This is a genomic window from Catellatospora paridis, from assembly GCF_009720365.1.
Lineage (GTDB): Bacteria > Actinomycetota > Actinomycetes > Mycobacteriales > Micromonosporaceae > Catellatospora > Catellatospora paridis.
The window spans coordinates 156196-171857 of record NZ_ML769315.1; the positions used below are offsets into that span (position 1 = coordinate 156196).

Below are 15662 nucleotides of genomic sequence, written 5' to 3' on the forward strand. Positions count from 1 at the left end.
TTTCCTTTGCACCGTGCCTGTGCCTAGGGCGTCCTAGGAGGATGGGGCGGTGTCGTGGGCTCGGGTGGTGAGGGCGGCGGCGACGAGGCGGGCGGCGGGGCTGGGTTCGTGGCGGCCGCGGCGGTGCATGAGGTCGAGGCGGCGGGCGCCGACCAGCGGGGTGGTGATGGCGCGGACCCCGGGATGCTCCTCGGGCCGGGCCATCGCGGGGACGACCGCGGCGGCCAGGCCCGCGGCGACCACGGCGAGGGCGGCGGGGAAATCAAGGCACTCATGCCGGCGGTCCAGGGTCAGGCCGTGCTGGGCGCAGACCCGGTCGAGCACGCGGCGCACGGCGGTGTCCGGCGGGCCGTCCACCCAGGGCCGGTCACGCAGCACGTCGAGATCACTGACCGGGCCCCAGCGGCGCGGCACCACGATCCGGTACGGGTCGTCGAACAGGTTCACCATGCGCAACCCCGCCGGGTCGCGGGCGGGGGCGGCCGCGTCGGACTCCGTGATCAGCAGGTCCAACTCGCCCGTCCGCAGCGCGGCGCGCCCCGGCTCGGGCTCGTACTGCCGGATGCGCAGCGCCACCGCGGGCGCGCTGTCCCCCAGCTCGGCGGCCACCGGCACGACCAGGTGCCGGATCGCGGTCGGGAACGCGCCCACGTTGACCGGCCCGGCGACCTGCCCGGTGAACGCGGCCAGCTCGTGTTCCGCGGCGGCGAGCACCTGCCCGAGCTTCGCGGCGTGCCCGGCCAGCATCCGCCCGGCCGCGGTCAGCCCGGCCGCTCGCCGCCCGCCCAGCTGCGAGCGGTCCAGCAGCGTCACCCCGGTCTCCGCCTCCAGCCGCGCGATGTGCTGCGACACCGCCGACGGGGTCAGGTGCAGCACGGATGCCGCGGCGAGCACGCCGCCCGCGTCGGCGACGGCGCGCAGCACGGCGAGGCGGCGCGGGTCGATCTGCATTCAGTCAGGCTACATGCTGCATGAAGAGATCGTCGCTTGTGCTGTATGCCGAGAGCGGCGGATCATGGGACCATGACCGAATACCGGGCGTCGTTCGACGCGGACGTGACCTTCCTCAACGGCGGCGGCATGCAGGCCCAGGGCTTCCGGCTCGACGTGCCCGGCCCGGACGTCACCGCCGACGACCTGGCCGCCCTGTTGGTCCGCCACCTCGGCCTGCTGATGGTCGACCAGGTGCGACTGTCGGGCGTCGAGGTCATCGCCGAGGCGCACAAGGGCTCCCGCGGGGGGCCGTCCGCCGACGCCGCGACCGGGCCGGAGACCCAGCTGGTCGACCTGAGCCACGTCATCGAGGCCGGGATGACCACCTACCCCGGGCTGCCGGGGCCGGAGATCCTGCCGCACCTGACCCGCGCCGACTCGCGCGGCGTCTACGCCGAGGGCACCGAGTTCACCATCGACCGGATCAGCATGGTGAGCAACACCGGCACCTACGTGGACAGCCCGTTCCACCGGTACGCGGGCGGCGTCGACCTGGCGGGCCTGCCCCTGGAGTCGCTGGCCGACCTGCCCGTCGTCGTGGTCCGGGTGACCGGCGCGGCCGAGCGGGCGATCACCGCGCAGACGCTCGCGCCCTACGAAGTCGCCGGCCGGGCGGTGCTGCTGCACACCGGCTGGGACCGGCACTGGCGCACCGACGCGTACGGCGTCGCCGCCCCGTACCTGGCCGAGGATGGCGCGCGGCACCTGGTCGCCGCGGGCGCGCGGCTGGTCGGCATCGACAGCGTCAACATCGACTGCACCGACGGCAAGACCCGGCCCGCGCACTCGATCCTGCTGGGCGCGGGCATCCCGGTGCTGGAACACCTGACCGGCCTCGGCGAGCTGCCCGTGCACGGCGCCCGCCTGCACGCGGTGCCGGCCCCGGTGCGCGACTTCGGCACCTTCCCGGTGCGGGCGTACGCGCTGGTGCCGCGATGAGCGTCGTCGCCGGGACACGGCCGTGAGCAGCGAGCTGCTCGTGGAGGTGGCCGGCTGGCTGGGCGCGACCGCGCTGCTGCTGGCGTACGGGCTGCTGTCCAGCGGGCGGATCGCCGCCGGGACGACGTACCAGCTGCTCAACCTCGTCGGGGCGGTCGCCCTCGCGGTCAACGGCGTCGTGCACCGCGCGCTGCCGTCGGTGGCCGTCAACGTCGTCTGGCTGATCATCGGCCTCGCCGCCCTGCGCGGTCTCGCCGGCCGCCGCCGACACGCCCGACACCGCGCCGAGACGCACGACGAGCGTGCTCAGCCGGGCAGGTGAGATGGAAAGGGCCTTCTATGACGCGGAGCGTCAAGAAGGTGCCCTTCCTTCGTTCTGGGTGGCGCGGGTGGTGAGGTGGCGGCGTTCGGGGAGGTTGGTGGCGAGGGTCGCGGCGGCTCGGTAGGCGGTCGCGGCACCGGCGTGGTTGCCGGCTTGTTCGAGCAGGTGGGCTCGGGTGGCCAGGAGGCGGTGGTGGTTGGCCATGCGGGGGTCGTCGGCGAGGGTGGCCAGGAGGTCCAGGCCGGCCTGGGGGCCGTGGACGTGGCCGACGGCGACAGCGCGGTTGAGGGTCACGGCGGGGCTGGGGGCGACCTGTTCGAGCAGCGTGTACAGGGCGAGGATCTGGGGCCAGTCGGTGTCGGCCATGGTGGGGGCCTCGTCGTGGACCGCGGCGATGGCGGCCTGGAGCTGGTACGGGCCGACCGGGCCGCGCGGCAGGGCCTCACTGATCAGGGCCACGCCCTCCGCGATGCGCGCGGCGTCCCACCGGGTCCGGTCCTGGTCGGCCAGGGGCACCAGGCTGCCGTCGGGCGTGGTGCGGGCCGGGCGGCGGGCGTCGGTGAGCAGCATCAGGGCGAGCAGGCCGCCGCCCTCGGCGTCGTCGGGCAGCAGCCGCCGCAGCCAGCGGGTCAGGCGGATCGCCTCGTCGGACAGCTGCGGGGCGGTGAGGTCGGGGCCGGCAGTGGCGGCGTACCCCTCGTTGAAGATCAGGTAGAGCACCTGGAGCACGGCGCGCAGCCGGACGTCGCGGTCGGCGGTCGCGGGCATCGCGAACGACGCGCCCGCCGCCTTCACACTCGCCTTGGCCCGGCTGATGCGCTGCGCCATGGTCGCCGTCGGCACCAGGAACGCCGTGGCGATCTGCTCGGTGCTCAGGCCGCCGACCGCACGCAGGGTCAGCGCGACCTGGCTCGGCGCGGCCAGGGCCGGGTGGCAGCACAGGAACAGCAGCGTCAGCGAGTCGTCGCGGTCGGGCTCGGCGTCGGCGGGCGCGCCGAGCAGCGCCGACTGCGGCGTGGCCAGGGTGACCGTCTCCTCGCGGCGGCGGCGCGCGGACTCGCTGCGCACCTCGTCCAGCAGCCGGTGCGAGCCGACGGTGATCAGCCAGCCGCGCGGGTTGTCCGGCACCCCGTCGACCGGCCACTTGGCCGCCGCGACCAGCAGCGCCTCCTGCACCGCGTCCTCGCAGGCGTCGAACATGCCGTAGCGGCGCACCAGCGCGCCGAGGACCTGCGGCGCGAGTTCGCGCAGCAGCCCCTCGACGCGCCGGTCGACGATCACAGGTCGTTGCCCGGAGCCTCGTGCAGCACCGGCCACAGCTCGACCGGGTCCTGGTCGGCCCACGGCATGTCCGCCGCGATCTCCTCCGCCCGCTCCTGGCTGGCACAGTCGAGCAGGTAGAAGCTCGCGATGTACTCCTTGGTCTCCAGGTAGGGCCCGTCGGTCACCGCGGGCAGCCCGTCCGCGCGGCGGACCAGCTTCGCCACCGCGGCGTCGGCCAGCCCGTACGCGCCCAGCAGCTCGCCGGTCTCCTTGTACTTCACGTTCCAGGCGTCCTGCTTGGCGATCTCCGCCGGGAAGATCTCGGCCGGGATCGACGCCCACTTCTCCTGGTTGCCGTAGATCAAGAGCAGGTACTTCATCGCGGTCTTCCCTCCGGTCCGGCGGGCCCTGTCGGCCCGCCCTCACCCCATGGACGGAGCCGGCACACCGGTCTCTACATCCGCCGGGAAATTCTTCCAAGATTTTTTGCCAGGCCCCGGCCGATCAGCGTTTCCGCAGGTCGTAGCGCCAGTCGTTGCTGCGCATGAGGCTGCCGGGCGGGTACTCGAAGTCGTACGGCCCGACCAGCTCGAACCCGGCCTTGCGGCAGATCGCGTTCGACGGCAGGTTGTCCACCCCCGGGTACGCGTGCAGCCAGCGGTGCCGCCCGTCGGCCTGCGCGGCCTCGATCAGGGCCCCGGCCGCCCCGACGGCGATGCCCCGGCCCTGGAACTCCGGCAGCACGCTCCAGCCGGTCTCGTAGACCTGCTCGCCCTGCCATTCCCGGTCCCAGTGGCCGATGGTGCCGACCGGCTCCCCGGTCGCCGCCAGCGCGACCCGGAACATGCGGCCATGCGGCAGCGCCAGGTAGCGCTGGTGGCGCGACAGCACCTTCTCCTCGGTCTCCGGGCCGCCGAGGTGCCGCTTCATCTCCGGAGTGTTGATCCGGCGCAGCAGCTCGAGATCGTCGTCGGACCACGGGACGAGACGTACGAGTCGATCAGTCACGCCGTCCACCCTGCCTCAGCCCCGCGACATCGGCTACAGGGCCCCGGACCCCACCTTCACCAGCGCCGCCGCCGAGCTGACCACGAGCGCGCCCAGCACCATCCGGCGGAACGTGCCCGCGTCGAACCGGGCGAACATCCGCTCGCCCACCCAGCCGCCCAGCGCCGCCGCCGGCAGGCCGACCGTGGCGACCAGCACGGCGCGCGTGCTGAGCAGGCCCGCGAGCAGGAAACCGGCCACCGCGACCGGGGACACCGCGGCGAACAGCACCGCCAGTGTGGCCCGGAACACGCGCGGTTCCAGCCGCATCGCCTGCAGCGCCGCCACCAGCGGCGGTCCGTTCGTGGCGGTGGCCGTGGTGAGCACCCCCGACAGCAGGCCCGCGCCGCGCAGGGTCCAGCCGCCCGGCGCGATGTGCCAGCCCCGCCAGACCACGACCGTGCAGCCCAGCGTCACCAGCGCGATCGTGGCGACGAGCGCGCCCGACGGCAGCAGCCGCAGCGCCAGCACGCCCAGCGGCATCCCCGCCAGCACCCACAGCAGCAGCCGCCGCGCCGCGCCGGCGTCGATGTGGCGGCGGTGGCCGTACGCGTTGACGGCGTTGAGGCCGAAGCTCACCATCGTGGCGGCGACCACCGCGGGCTGCGGGTCGACGATCATCGCCAGCAGCGGCACGGCGACCAGGGAGAAGCCGAAGCCCGAGATGGCCTGGGCGAAGGCCGCCACGGTGATCACCAGGAAGGCGAGCAGGTACAGGGTCACGGGCGGCACCGTACCCGCAGCGTCACCCCGCGCCTGCATCCCGTGAACAGAATGTGAACCAGTCCCCACCCGGGCGGCAGCCGGGCGGGCGGCGAAAATCGCGGGACGTCGACCGTGCTCGCTGTTAGCGTCGCCGCCATGACAACGCTGGTTCAGGTCGACCTGAGATCCGGAAACCGGATGCTGACGTGCTGGGTGGAGCCCAAGGTCAGAGTCGGTGACCGGATCACGCTGAAGAGCTCCGAGGAGCCGCGCCGCCACTGGGACGTGCTGCGGGTCGGAGCGCCGCATGCCGCCACCGACATCAGGCGCGGCTGGAACGGCGACCTCAAGCGCGGCTGGCGCGAAGCCCGCTGACCGTTTGATCGCCACTCGCCGCCGCGGGTAGGCGTGGAAGTGATGATCACTGTCCGGTGTCATGATCTGCGGTCTGACCGCAGATCATGACACCGGACGACGATCTCCGCCCGCTCGCGACGGTGTGTTCAGCGGCGCTTGGCGGGCAGGGTGTCCGCGGGGTCAGGGGAGGTGGCGGGCTGCGGGTTGGCCGGGTTGGCGCGCTGGTTGCGGGCGCGCTTGCGGCGGGACTTGTTCGAACCGTTGTGGAACCGCTCCACCGGCTCCTCGATCACCGGGTACTCGTCCTCCAGCACCTCCGGCACCGCATGAGCCGCGGCCTCCAGGTCGTCACGCTGGGCCCCGACCACGATCGGTTCATGATCCGAAGCCGCGACGTCCATCGGTGCGACGCCGGCGGCCCGACCGTCGATCGGCATCGGGCCGGCAGGCCGGGCCATCCCCGGCGCGGGACCCTCGACCCGAGCGCGCACCGGTGCCGGTTCAGTCGTGCGGGCGGCCGCTGGCGCGGGAACAGGTGGCGGCTCGGCCGTGCGGGCGTCAGCCGACGCGGGAACGGATGCCGGTTCGGCCGTGCGGGTGTCCGCCCGCGCGGCAGCAGGCGCGACGGGCTCGATGTCGCGTTCGGCCTCGAGATCCGGCGCGACGTCCAAGTCCGATCCGGCCTCGACCGGCGCTGGAGTCTGCTCGGCGGCGGCTGCGCCGACTGCCGGGCGGCCCTTCTTTGCCGACGCGAACAGCTCGCGCATCCCGACGGTCTCGCGCGGCTCGGCCTCCGGCTCGGGGCTCGCCGCTACTTCGGCCAGGACGGTCGCAAGGAGTTCGTCCTTGTCGTGCTTGCGGCGGTGGGCCAGGGCCAGCTCGTAGTCCCGTTTGGCCTGGTAGGCCTCGTCCTCGGCCTTCTGGCGGACCTCACGCGCCTCCTCGTAGGCGTTTCGCAGCGTCTCGAACGCGGTCCGGCGCAGCGTTTCGGCCTCCCGTTCGGCCATCCGCAGGATCGCCTGCACCCGGGGGCCGACGCCGGCCAGCGGGCGCGCCTCGGCGAGTTCGGAGGTCAGTTTGGAGATCTCGATCCGGGCGGCGCCGAGCTGGTTCTCCGCCACGGACAGCCGCTGGATCTCCGCGGCGAGCCGGCGCATGCGCCTGGCGGTGTCCTCGACGTAGGCGTCCACCTCGTCCATGGAGTATCCCCACAGCGCGGTGGTGAACAAGTCCTCACTGCGCACCTGGTCAGCGGCGGTACGAGCCATGACGTAAGCCTAGGCAACGACCCCCGCTCCCCCGAGCCGAATCCGTTGATTCGCGCATTCCGGTCAGGACCGGTCCAGCTCCGCACCCGACCGTCCCGAAGATCGCCCGACTTGCCTGGCAGACGTGCGTATCTTGGGCTCGCTTTCGCACAGGTGCCAGGCAAGTCGGGCGATCTTGATGGGGTCCCCGCGGCGCGGCGCGGCGCGGCGCGCGGTGGGGTCGCGGTGCGGTGGGTGGTGGGTCAGGGTGTGCGCCATTGGTGGTGGATGGCGTTCACCGCGGCGGTGAAGGCCGTGCGGTCCAGGACCGCGGCGCGGTGCGCGCCAGTGGCCACGGGTTCGTCGAAGAACCGGGCGGGCAGGGTCCCGGCGGGCACGCCCAGCCGGTCGTTGACCTCCTGCTGGGCGCGTAGCCGGTCCCGGCCGAGGGCGAACACCTGCTCCGGCGTGATCGGGCGGCCGGAGGTGGCCCGCACCAGCTCGCAGACGCGGTCGAGGGTGAGCGGGCGGGTGGGCGTGCTGGCGAACGGGCAGATCAGCAGCGCGTCCAGGCCGCTCCACAGGTCCGCCAGGCGCAGCGTGCGGGCGACGTCCAGGGTGGACGCGGGCGCGGGCACGGACAGGCCGATCCGCTCGGCCTCGTCGAAGCAGTGCGGCAGGCCGTACACCGGGTCGAAGTCGAGGTCGTGCTCGACGGCGTCGTAGCGCGGGCCGATCGGCGCGGCCGCGTACATCAGACCCAGGCCGGGCTGGATGCGCGGGTCGAACGGCGGCAGCTCGACGCCGCGGCTGGTCATGGCCAGCTCGGGTGCGCCGATCCGGGCGGCCAGCGCGGCCGCGCCCTCGCCCAGCGGGTGCCCGGGGAGGGCGGCTCGTTCGACCAACTCGACCAGCAGCTCGGCGGCCCCGAACCCGGCTCCCGCAGGCAGCTCGGCGGCCAGCCACGGCGGCAGCACGCCCCGCTCGGCGGCCTCGAACACGCAGGCCAGGGTGCCGCCGAGGGACACCGGATCGAGGCCCAGATCCTGGCAGCGGGCGTTGGCGGCGAGGATCGGGCCGAGGTCGCCGATGCCGAGGTTCGGGCCGAGCATCGCCACGGCCTCCTGGTGCAGCCCGGCGCCCGCGTACCCCTTGACGCAGTCGTTGGGGCAGCCCGGGCAGCCGCCGCCGGACCAGGTCAGGAACTCCGCGTAGCGGTCGGGGTGCAGGCCGAGCCAGGACGCGGGGGCGGTGGCGGTGTCGGCGAAGTTGCGCACCGCGGCCGCGCCGGGTTCGGTCGACGTGCCCGGCCAGGCCCCGAAGCCCGGGGCGGCGAGTTGCCAGCCCGCGAGCGGGTGGTCCGGCATCTCCCTGCGGTACGCGGTGAACAGCGCCTGCGCCGCGAGCACATCGTGCGGCCACGGGGCGCGGCCCTCGCCGCTGCCGGACGGCACGCAGACCACGGCCTTGATCCGGCGTGCCCCGAGCACCGCCCCGAACCCGAGCCGGGACAGCGGGAACGACCGGCAGGTGACCACATCGGCGTATCGCGCCCCGGCCTCCCCGGCGGGCCCGATCACGGCGACGGCGGTGTCGCGCCCGTGCCGGGCCAGCAGCGCGTCGGTGGCCGGCCCGGTCTCCGGGCCCCACAGCTCGCCCGCCGGGAGCACGGTGGCGCGGCCGGCTTCGACGACCACGTAGGACGGCTGATCGGCGGCCCCGGTCAGGCTGAGGCCGGTGATCCCCGCCGCGCGCATGCCCGCCGCGTACGGGCCCTCGGCTCGGGTCTCGGCGACCGCGCCGGACAGCGGCGATACGCCGACGGCGGCGCAGCGGGCAGTGCCGACCGCGCCCAGCCCCGCGACGGTGCTGGTGACCAGCGCGACCGGCAGCCGCGGATCGGCCGGGTCGGCGGGCCCGTCCAGCGCCTTGCGCAACACCGACAGGGCCTGCAACGGCCCGCCCCAGCCGACCGCGGGCTCGCCGTACTGGCCGCCGCTGCCCAGGTCGAGGTGCAGGTAGGTCATGCCGGCGTCGGGGCGTCGGGGCGCAGCAGGCCCTCGTCGACCAGGTCGGCCCACAGCTGGGCGGGCGGGGCCTGCCGAGCGAACCACTCGGCGCTGCGCTCGACGTGCTCGGGTTTGCCCGCGCCGACCACGATCGACGCGACGGCGGGGTGCGCGGCGGCGAACGCGAGCGCCGCCTGCGGCAGGGTCACGCCGTGGCGGCGGCAGGCGGTGGCGATGCCCTGCGCGCGGGCCAGGATGTCGGCCGGGGCGGTGCCGTACTCGTACGGCCGGGTCTCGTCGGGCCACTCCACCGCCAGCAGGCCGCTGTTGAACACGCCGACGTTGAGCACCGAGATGCCGCGCTCGACGCAGGCGGGCAGGATGTCGTCGAGTGCGGGCTGCTCCAGCAGTGTGTACCGCCCGGCGACCATCAGGGCGTCCACATCGGTCTCGGTGGCGAACCGGGCCAGGATCGCGGGGTCCTTGGAGCCGACGCCGATCGCGCCGACGATCCCCTCCCGGCGCAGCCCGTCCAGCATCGGGTATGCCTCCCGCAGCGCCTGCTCCGGCTCCGGGCTCTCGTCCGGGTCGTGCATCAGCACGATGTCGATGCGGTCCTGGCCGAGCCGGGCCAGGCTCTCCTCGATGCTGCGGCGCACCCCGGCGGCGCTGAAGTCCCACACCCGGCGCCGGGTCGCGGGCACCGCGAAGCCGTTGGCCAGGTCGTCGCCCGCGCCGCCGGGTTCGTCGACGAGGATCCGGCCGACCTTGGTCGAGATGACGTACTCCGCGCGCGGGTGCTCGGCCAGGGCCCGGCCCAGCCGCCGCTCGGACAGGCCCAGCCCGTAGTGCGGGGCGGTGTCGAAGTAGCGGATACCCGCCTGCCAGGCCGCGTCGACGGTGGCCGCGGCCTGCTCGTCCGGGACGGCCCGGTAGAGGTTGCCGATGGAGGCCGCGCCGAAGCCGAGCGCGCTGACCGCGACCGTGGAGCTGCCGAGCGGTTTGGTCATGGTGGATCGCCTTTCAGGTGTTCTCAGGGGTGTACGCAGACGATGTCGAGGCGGCGCGGCCCGTGCACGCCCTCGACCCGGTTGAGCTCGATGTCGCTGGTCGCCGACGGCCCGGAGATCATCGTCAGGGGACGGGTCGGATCGGGCAGTGCGGAGATCATGTCGGGCACGTCGGCGACGATCTGCTCGTCGCGTACCACGCAGACGTGGTGGTCCGGGACCAGTGTCAGCAGCCGCCGGCCCTGTCCCGGCCCGGCGTCGAGCACGATCGTGCCGGTCTCCGCGATCGCCACCGCACACCCGGTGAGCACGGACAGCCCGGCTTCGTCGAGTTCGCCCGCGGTCAGCGGCGCCGTGCCGTCCGGCAGGGTCGGGACGCTGAGGCCGGTGAGCCAGGGTTCGGCGATGCCTGCCGGCAGCACCACTCTCGAGGCGCCGGCCAGCAGTCCGGCGAGGACGGCAGGCAGTTCGGCCTCGGTGCAGTGGTGCATCCCGGCCCGGTAGTCGCCGGCCCGCTCGGCGAACAGTTCAGGAAGATTCATGGGTGCGCCTCCACCAGTCACGGAACGACTCGGCCGCGGGCAGCGGCGCGTCGCGGTGCGCGGTCCACGCCGACAGCGGCCATGGCACGCGCCGCAGCGTGCCCCCGTGCCGCCGGGCGATCAGGCGCAGCGGCGCGCTGCCCGAGCGGGCCGCCCGCAGCGCGGCACGCCACCGCCGCCGGTCGCGCATCAGCCAGCTCAGCGTCGACATCGCCGCCCGCTCGGCAGCCGGTTTCGGGCCGGTCTGGCGCAGGTGCACCAGGATCTCCGGGATGTTGATCTTCACCGGGCAGACGTCGTAACAGGCCCCGCACAGCGTCGAGGCATACGGCAGGGTCTTGTTGAAACCCGCGTCCTGCCCCGTGAGCTGCGGCGACAGGATCGCGCCGATCGGCCCGGGGTAGACGGAGCCGTAGGCGTGGCCGCCCGCGCGCTCGTACACCGGGCACACGTTGAGGCAGGCGGAGCAGCGGATGCAGCGCAGCGCCGCCCGGCCGACCGGATCCTGCGCGACCTGCGTGCGGCCGTTGTCCAGCAGCACGATGTGCAACCGCTGCGGCCCGTCGCCGGGCGTCACCCCGGTGAAGATCGAGGTGTACGGGTTCATCCGCTCGCCGGTCGACGAGCGCGGCAGCAGCCGCAGGAAGTCGCCCAGGTCGGCGAAGCGGGGCAGCAGCTTCTCCACGCCGACGACCGCGATCAGCGTCTCGGGCAGGGTCAGGCACATCCGCCCGTTGCCCTCCGACTCGACGATGACCAGCGACCCGGTCTCCGCGATCGCGAAGTTGGCCCCGCACACGGCGACCTTCGCCGCGAGGAACGTACGCCGCAGATACTCCCGCGCCGCCCCGGCCAGCACCGCCGGCTCGTCGGACGTCGCGGTGAACCCCGGCATGCGCCGCGCGAACAGCTCGCGGATCTGGCTGCGGTTGTAGTGGATCGCCGGGACCAGGATGTGCGACGGGGTGTCGTCGGCGAGCTGCACGATCAGCTCGGCGAGGTCGGTCTCGATCGGTGTGACGCCCGCGGCCTCCAGGGCCTCGTTGAGCCCGATCTCCTGCGTCGCCATCGACTTGATCTTCACGACGCTCTCGGCCCGCTGCGCCTTCACCAGCTCGGTCACGATCGCGTTGGCGTGAGCCGCGTCGGTCGCGTGGTGCACCGTCGCCCCGGCCGCCACCGCCGCCGCCTCGAACCGCGCGAGCAGCTCGGCCAGGTTGTCCAGCACCTCGTCCTTGACGGCGGCCGCCCGGTCCCGCATGGGTTCCCAGTCGGCGACCTCGGCCACCACCCGCGCCCGCTTGTCGCGAATGGTGCGCGTGGCCCGGCCCAGATTCGCCCGCAACTGCGCGTCGCCCAGCTCGTGCGCCGCCGCCACCGGGAACGGCGTGATCGCCACGATCGGCAGGTTCCTGCTCATGACGGCGCTCCGGTCGCGGCGAGGATCTCGGCGTAGTGGATCGGTTTGGGGGCGCCGCGGTGGCGGGCCAGGCCGCCGCCGATGTGGGCCAGGCAGGAGTTGTCGGCGGCCGCCAGGTATTCGGCGCCGGTGGCGGCCGCGTTGGCGCACTTGTCGGCGAGCATGGCGCCGGAGACGGCGGCGTTCTTGAGGGCGAAGGTGCCGCCGAAGCCGCAGCACTGCTCCGGCTCGGGCAGGTCGATCAGCTCCAGGCCCTTGACCGCGCGCAGCAGGGTCGCGGGCCGGTCGCCCAGGCGCAGCATCCGCAGGCCGTGGCAGGTCGGGTGATAGGTGACCCGGTGCGGGAAGGTCGCCCCCACGTCGGTCACCCCGAGCACGTCCACCAGCAGTTCGGAGAGTTCGTACGCGGGCAGCCCGGTGTGCGCGCGCAGGTGCGCCACGCAGGAACCCGACGGCGACACGATGACGTCGTGCCCGGCGAACGCGGCCTCGGTGAGGCGCTCCAGCTGCCGGGCGGGCGCGGCGTAGCCGGTGTTGGCGTGCATTTGACCACAGCAGGACTGCGCGGCCGGGAACGCGACCGTGTGGCCGAGCCGTTCCAGCAGCGTCACCGTCGCGATCCCGGCCTGCGGGAACAGCGCGTCGTTAAGACATGTGACGAACAGTGCGATCCGCACGGGGCGGGTCCTCCTTCCTTGACGGTGTCTTGCTCTTGAGGCTAGATCCTATAGGATCCAGGATGTAGCCGGAAGGAGCCAACCACATGCCGACCCACCACTCCCCACCCCGGGGCGCCGCGCGATGAAGCTCATTGATCTGCGCGTTCGCGACATCCGCTTCCCCACCTCCCGCCACCTCGACGGCTCCGATGCGATGAACCCGGACCCGGACTATTCGGCCGCCTACGTCGAGCTGATCACCGACGGCGACGCCGTCGGCCACGGTTTCACCTTCACCATCGGGCGGGGCAACGACATCTGCGCCGCAGCGATCGAAGCGCTTCGACCGTACGTGGTGGGCCAGGATCTGGACACCCTCGACCTCGGCGAGTTCGGCCGCCGGCTCACCCACGACTCGCAGCTGCGCTGGCTCGGCCCGGAGAAGGGCGTCATGCACCTGGCCGCCGGCGCCGTCATCAACGCCGCCTGGGACCTGGCTTCCCGCCGGGCCGGGCTGCCGCTGTGGCGCTACCTGACGGACCTGTCCCCCGACGCGATCGTGGACTGTGTGGACTGGCGCTACCTCACCGACGCGCTGACCCCCGGAGCCGCCCGCGACCTGCTCGCCGAGCGCGCGCCGGGCCGCGCGGCCCGGTCCGAGCAGATCGCCGCCTCCGGCTTTCCGGCGTACACCACCTCGGCGGGCTGGCTCGGCTACGACGACGCGAAGGTGACCCGGCGCGCGCTGCGCGCGGTGGCCGACGGGTTCGCCATGGTGAAGCTGAAGGTCGGCGCGGACCTGCACGACGACCTGCGCCGGTTCACCGCCGCCCGCGAGGCGCTGGGACCGGACTTCCCGATCGGCATCGACGCCAATCAGCGGTGGGGCGTCGGCGAGGCGATCGGCTGGGTGAGCGCCCTGGGCCACCTGAACCCGTACTGGATCGAGGAGCCGACCAGCCCCGACGAGATCCTCGGCCACGCCGCGATCCGCGCCGGGCTGTCCCAGGCCGGCCGCGACGGCACGCCGATCCGGGTGGCCACCGGCGAGCACGTGCACAACCGCATCATGTTCAAGCAGCTGCTGCAGGCCGACGCGGTGGACGTGGTGCAGCTCGACTCCGCCCGGGTCGCCGGTGTCAACGAGAACCTGGCGATCCTGCTGCTGGCCGCGGCGTACGACAAGCCGGTCTGCCCGCACGCGGGCGGCGTCGGCCTGTGTGAGCTGGTGCAGCACCTGTCCTTCTTCGACTACACCTCGGTGGCCGCCTCCCTGGACGGCCGGATGATCGAATATGTGGACCACCTCCACGAGCACTTCGCCGACCCGGTCCGCATCGTGAACGGCAGGTACGCCGCTCCCGAGGCACCCGGCTTCTCGGCCAGAATGCACGAGGAGTCCCTGGTCCGCTACAGCTTCCCCGACGGTCCGGAGTGGAAAGAAGATGTCTGAGTTCGCAGGCCTGGTCGCCGCGGTCACCGGCGGTGCGTCCGGCATCGGTGCGGCGGTCGCCGATCTGCTCGCCGACCGCGGTGCGACGGTGGCCGTGCTTGACCGCACGCCAGCCGAGGGCCGCCATCTGGCCGTCACCGCCGACGTCACCGCGCCGATGGACGAGGCGATGGCCCGGGTGGTGGGCACCCTGGGCAGCCTCGACATCCTCGTCAACTGCGCCGGGATCAGCGCCGTCGGCACGGTCGAGGACGCCGCCGACGACGAATGGCAACGTTGCCTAGACGTCAACGTCGTCGGCATCGCCCGCGCCAGCCGCGCGGCGCTGCCGTTCCTGCGCGGCTCGAAGAGCGGCGTGATCGTCAACATCTCCTCGATCGCCGCCACGGCCGGCCTGGTGAACCGGGCCGTCTACTCGGCGACCAAGGGTGCGGTGCACGCGCTGACCCTGGCCATGGCCGCCGACCTGGTCCGCGAGGGCATCCGGGTGGTCAGTGTCGCCCCCGGCACGGTCGACACGCCCTGGGTGGCCCGGCTGCTGGCCGGCGCCGACGACCCCGCCGAGGAGAAGCGCAAGCTCGCCGCCCGCCAGCCCACCGGCCGCCTGGTCACCGCCGACCAGGTCGCCGAGGCAGTGGCCTACCTCGCCTCCCCGCGCTCCGGCGCGACCACGGGCACCTCCCTCGCCGTCGACGGCGGCATGAGCGGCCTCCGCCTGGTCCGCTGACCAGCCCACCCCAACCCGAACGCGCCCATCCCCACCCCGAATAGACGTTGGCCTATCCAGATGAGAAATTCGCGATCATTCTCATCTTGATAGGCCAACGTCTATGTGAAGCGGGGTGCGGAGGGACGGGCCGGGTCAGGCCTGGCCCATGGTCACGCGCTGGCGGCCCAGGCCGTCGATCTCGACCTCGACAACGTCGCCCTCGGCCAGGTAGGGGAAGCGGCCGGACAGCGCCACGCCCTGCGGGGTGCCCGTGTTCACGACGTCTCCCGGATCCAGCACCGTGTACTGCGACAGGTGCCAGATCAGATACGCCACGTCGAAGATCATGTCCTTGGTGTTCGAGTCCTGCCGGACCTCGCCGTTGACCCACGACCGCAGCCCGAGCCCCTGCACGTCGGCGATCTCGTCGGGCGTGACCAGCCACGGGCCCAGCGGCTGGAACGTCTCGCAGGACTTGCCCTTGGACCACTGCCCGCCCGACTGCTGCAACTGGAAGTCGCGCTCGGACACGTCGTTGGACAGCAGATACCCGGCCACGTGGTCGAGCGCCTGCCCCGGCGACTCCAGGTAGCGGGCCCGCTTCCCGACCACGACGGCCAGCTCCACCTCCCAGTCGGTGGTGGTCGAGCCGCGCGGGATCAGCACCTCGTCGTACGGGCCGACCACGCTGTTCGGGGCCTTGTAGAAGACGATCGGCGTGGTCGGCGGCGTCGCGCCGGACTCGGCGGCGTGCGCCGCATAGTTCTGCCCCACGCACAGCACCACGCCCGGCCGGGCCAGCGGCGCACCGACCCGCAGCCCGGTGACGTCGATCTCGGGCAGGTCCGCCGCGGCCGCGCGGACCCGGTCGACGCCGCCCCCGGCCAGGAACGCGCCGTCGATGTCGGGCGTGATGCCGGACAGGTCGTAGTGCCGGCCGCCGGACAGCAGCACGGGCTTCTCCGCGCCGGGGGCGCCGACCCGCAT

At 73.4% G+C, this 15662-nt stretch carries 17 protein-coding genes; 5 read left to right on the forward strand and 12 right to left on the reverse strand.

Going from position 1 to position 15662, the window contains the following annotated elements:
- Positions 1-33 precede the first annotated feature (33 nt).
- The gene (locus F9C41_RS13520) at positions 34-951 is read right to left on the reverse strand and encodes a LysR family transcriptional regulator (RefSeq protein ID WP_155387132.1); all 918 of its coding nucleotides are present in this window, start codon (positions 949-951) and stop codon (positions 34-36) included.
- A gap of 72 nt (positions 952-1023) precedes the next feature.
- On the opposite strand from F9C41_RS13520, the gene F9C41_RS13525 reads away from it, so the two are divergent.
- Both F9C41_RS13525 and F9C41_RS13530 read left to right on the forward strand, forming a co-directional pair.
- Complete coding sequence (locus F9C41_RS13525; RefSeq protein WP_155387133.1) at positions 1024-1932, forward strand: cyclase family protein; 909 nt, start codon at positions 1024-1026, stop codon at positions 1930-1932.
- A gap of 22 nt (positions 1933-1954) precedes the next feature.
- Positions 1955-2254 carry a CBU_0592 family membrane protein gene (locus F9C41_RS13530; RefSeq protein ID WP_196279750.1) on the forward strand — a complete coding sequence of 100 codons (300 nt, stop codon included), beginning with the start codon at positions 1955-1957 and terminating at the stop codon, positions 2252-2254.
- A gap of 30 nt (positions 2255-2284) precedes the next feature.
- On the opposite strand, the gene F9C41_RS13535 is transcribed toward F9C41_RS13530, so the two are convergent.
- From F9C41_RS13535 to F9C41_RS40650, 4 genes are all read right to left on the reverse strand, one after another.
- Positions 2285-3535: an RNA polymerase sigma factor gene (locus F9C41_RS13535; RefSeq protein ID WP_155387134.1), complete on the reverse strand. Its 1251-nt coding sequence runs from the start codon at positions 3533-3535 to the stop codon at positions 2285-2287.
- A complete protein-coding gene (locus tag F9C41_RS13540; protein ID WP_155387135.1) occupies positions 3532-3897 on the reverse strand; it encodes a YciI family protein in 366 nt (121 codons plus the stop codon). The genes F9C41_RS13535 and F9C41_RS13540 overlap by 4 nt, the downstream gene beginning before the upstream one ends.
- A gap of 124 nt (positions 3898-4021) precedes the next feature.
- Entirely contained in the window at positions 4022-4525 is a 504-nt protein-coding gene (locus tag F9C41_RS13545) for a GNAT family N-acetyltransferase (RefSeq protein ID WP_155387136.1), read from the reverse strand.
- 33 nt (positions 4526-4558) lie between these two features.
- Positions 4559-5287, reverse strand: coding sequence for a sulfite exporter TauE/SafE family protein (locus F9C41_RS40650; protein ID WP_196279751.1), 729 nt, complete (start codon positions 5285-5287; stop codon positions 4559-4561).
- A gap of 138 nt (positions 5288-5425) precedes the next feature.
- Between F9C41_RS40650 and F9C41_RS40655 the strand changes: the two genes are divergently transcribed.
- Complete coding sequence (locus tag F9C41_RS40655; RefSeq protein ID WP_196279752.1) at positions 5426-5644, forward strand: hypothetical protein; 219 nt, start codon at positions 5426-5428, stop codon at positions 5642-5644.
- A gap of 128 nt (positions 5645-5772) precedes the next feature.
- On the opposite strand, the gene F9C41_RS13555 is transcribed toward F9C41_RS40655, so the two are convergent.
- From F9C41_RS13555 to F9C41_RS13580, 6 genes are all read right to left on the reverse strand, one after another.
- Positions 5773-6894 (reverse strand): hypothetical protein, encoded by a 1122-nt coding sequence (locus F9C41_RS13555; RefSeq protein ID WP_155387138.1) that lies wholly within the window; start codon positions 6892-6894, stop codon positions 5773-5775.
- Positions 6895-7136: 242 nt separating this feature from the next.
- Positions 7137-8900 (reverse strand): aldehyde ferredoxin oxidoreductase C-terminal domain-containing protein, encoded by a 1764-nt coding sequence (locus tag F9C41_RS13560; RefSeq protein WP_155387139.1) that lies wholly within the window; start codon positions 8898-8900, stop codon positions 7137-7139.
- Positions 8897-9892 carry an aldo/keto reductase gene (locus F9C41_RS13565; RefSeq protein WP_155387140.1) on the reverse strand — a complete coding sequence of 332 codons (996 nt, stop codon included), beginning with the start codon at positions 9890-9892 and terminating at the stop codon, positions 8897-8899. Before F9C41_RS13565 ends, F9C41_RS13560 begins: the two co-directional genes overlap by 4 nt.
- 23 nt (positions 9893-9915) lie before the next feature.
- The gene (locus tag F9C41_RS13570; protein WP_155387141.1) at positions 9916-10434 is read right to left on the reverse strand and encodes a LutC/YkgG family protein; all 519 of its coding nucleotides are present in this window, start codon (positions 10432-10434) and stop codon (positions 9916-9918) included.
- Positions 10421-11854, reverse strand: coding sequence for a lactate utilization protein B (locus F9C41_RS13575; protein ID WP_155387142.1), 1434 nt, complete (start codon positions 11852-11854; stop codon positions 10421-10423). The genes F9C41_RS13570 and F9C41_RS13575 overlap by 14 nt, the downstream gene beginning before the upstream one ends.
- Entirely contained in the window at positions 11851-12531 is a 681-nt protein-coding gene (locus F9C41_RS13580; protein WP_155387143.1) for a (Fe-S)-binding protein, read from the reverse strand. The genes F9C41_RS13575 and F9C41_RS13580 overlap by 4 nt, the downstream gene beginning before the upstream one ends.
- Before the next feature lie 124 nt (positions 12532-12655).
- On the opposite strand from F9C41_RS13580, the gene F9C41_RS13585 reads away from it, so the two are divergent.
- Positions 12656-13966, forward strand: coding sequence for an enolase C-terminal domain-like protein (locus F9C41_RS13585; RefSeq protein WP_155387144.1), 1311 nt, complete (start codon positions 12656-12658; stop codon positions 13964-13966).
- A complete protein-coding gene (locus F9C41_RS13590; protein ID WP_155387145.1) occupies positions 13959-14693 on the forward strand; it encodes an SDR family NAD(P)-dependent oxidoreductase in 735 nt (244 codons plus the stop codon). Before F9C41_RS13585 ends, F9C41_RS13590 begins: the two co-directional genes overlap by 8 nt.
- 135 nt (positions 14694-14828) lie before the next feature.
- Here the strand turns inward: F9C41_RS13590 and F9C41_RS13595 are convergent, their stop codons facing one another.
- Positions 14829-15662 carry a fumarylacetoacetate hydrolase family protein gene (locus F9C41_RS13595; protein WP_456236815.1) on the reverse strand — a complete coding sequence of 278 codons (834 nt, stop codon included), beginning with the start codon at positions 15660-15662 and terminating at the stop codon, positions 14829-14831.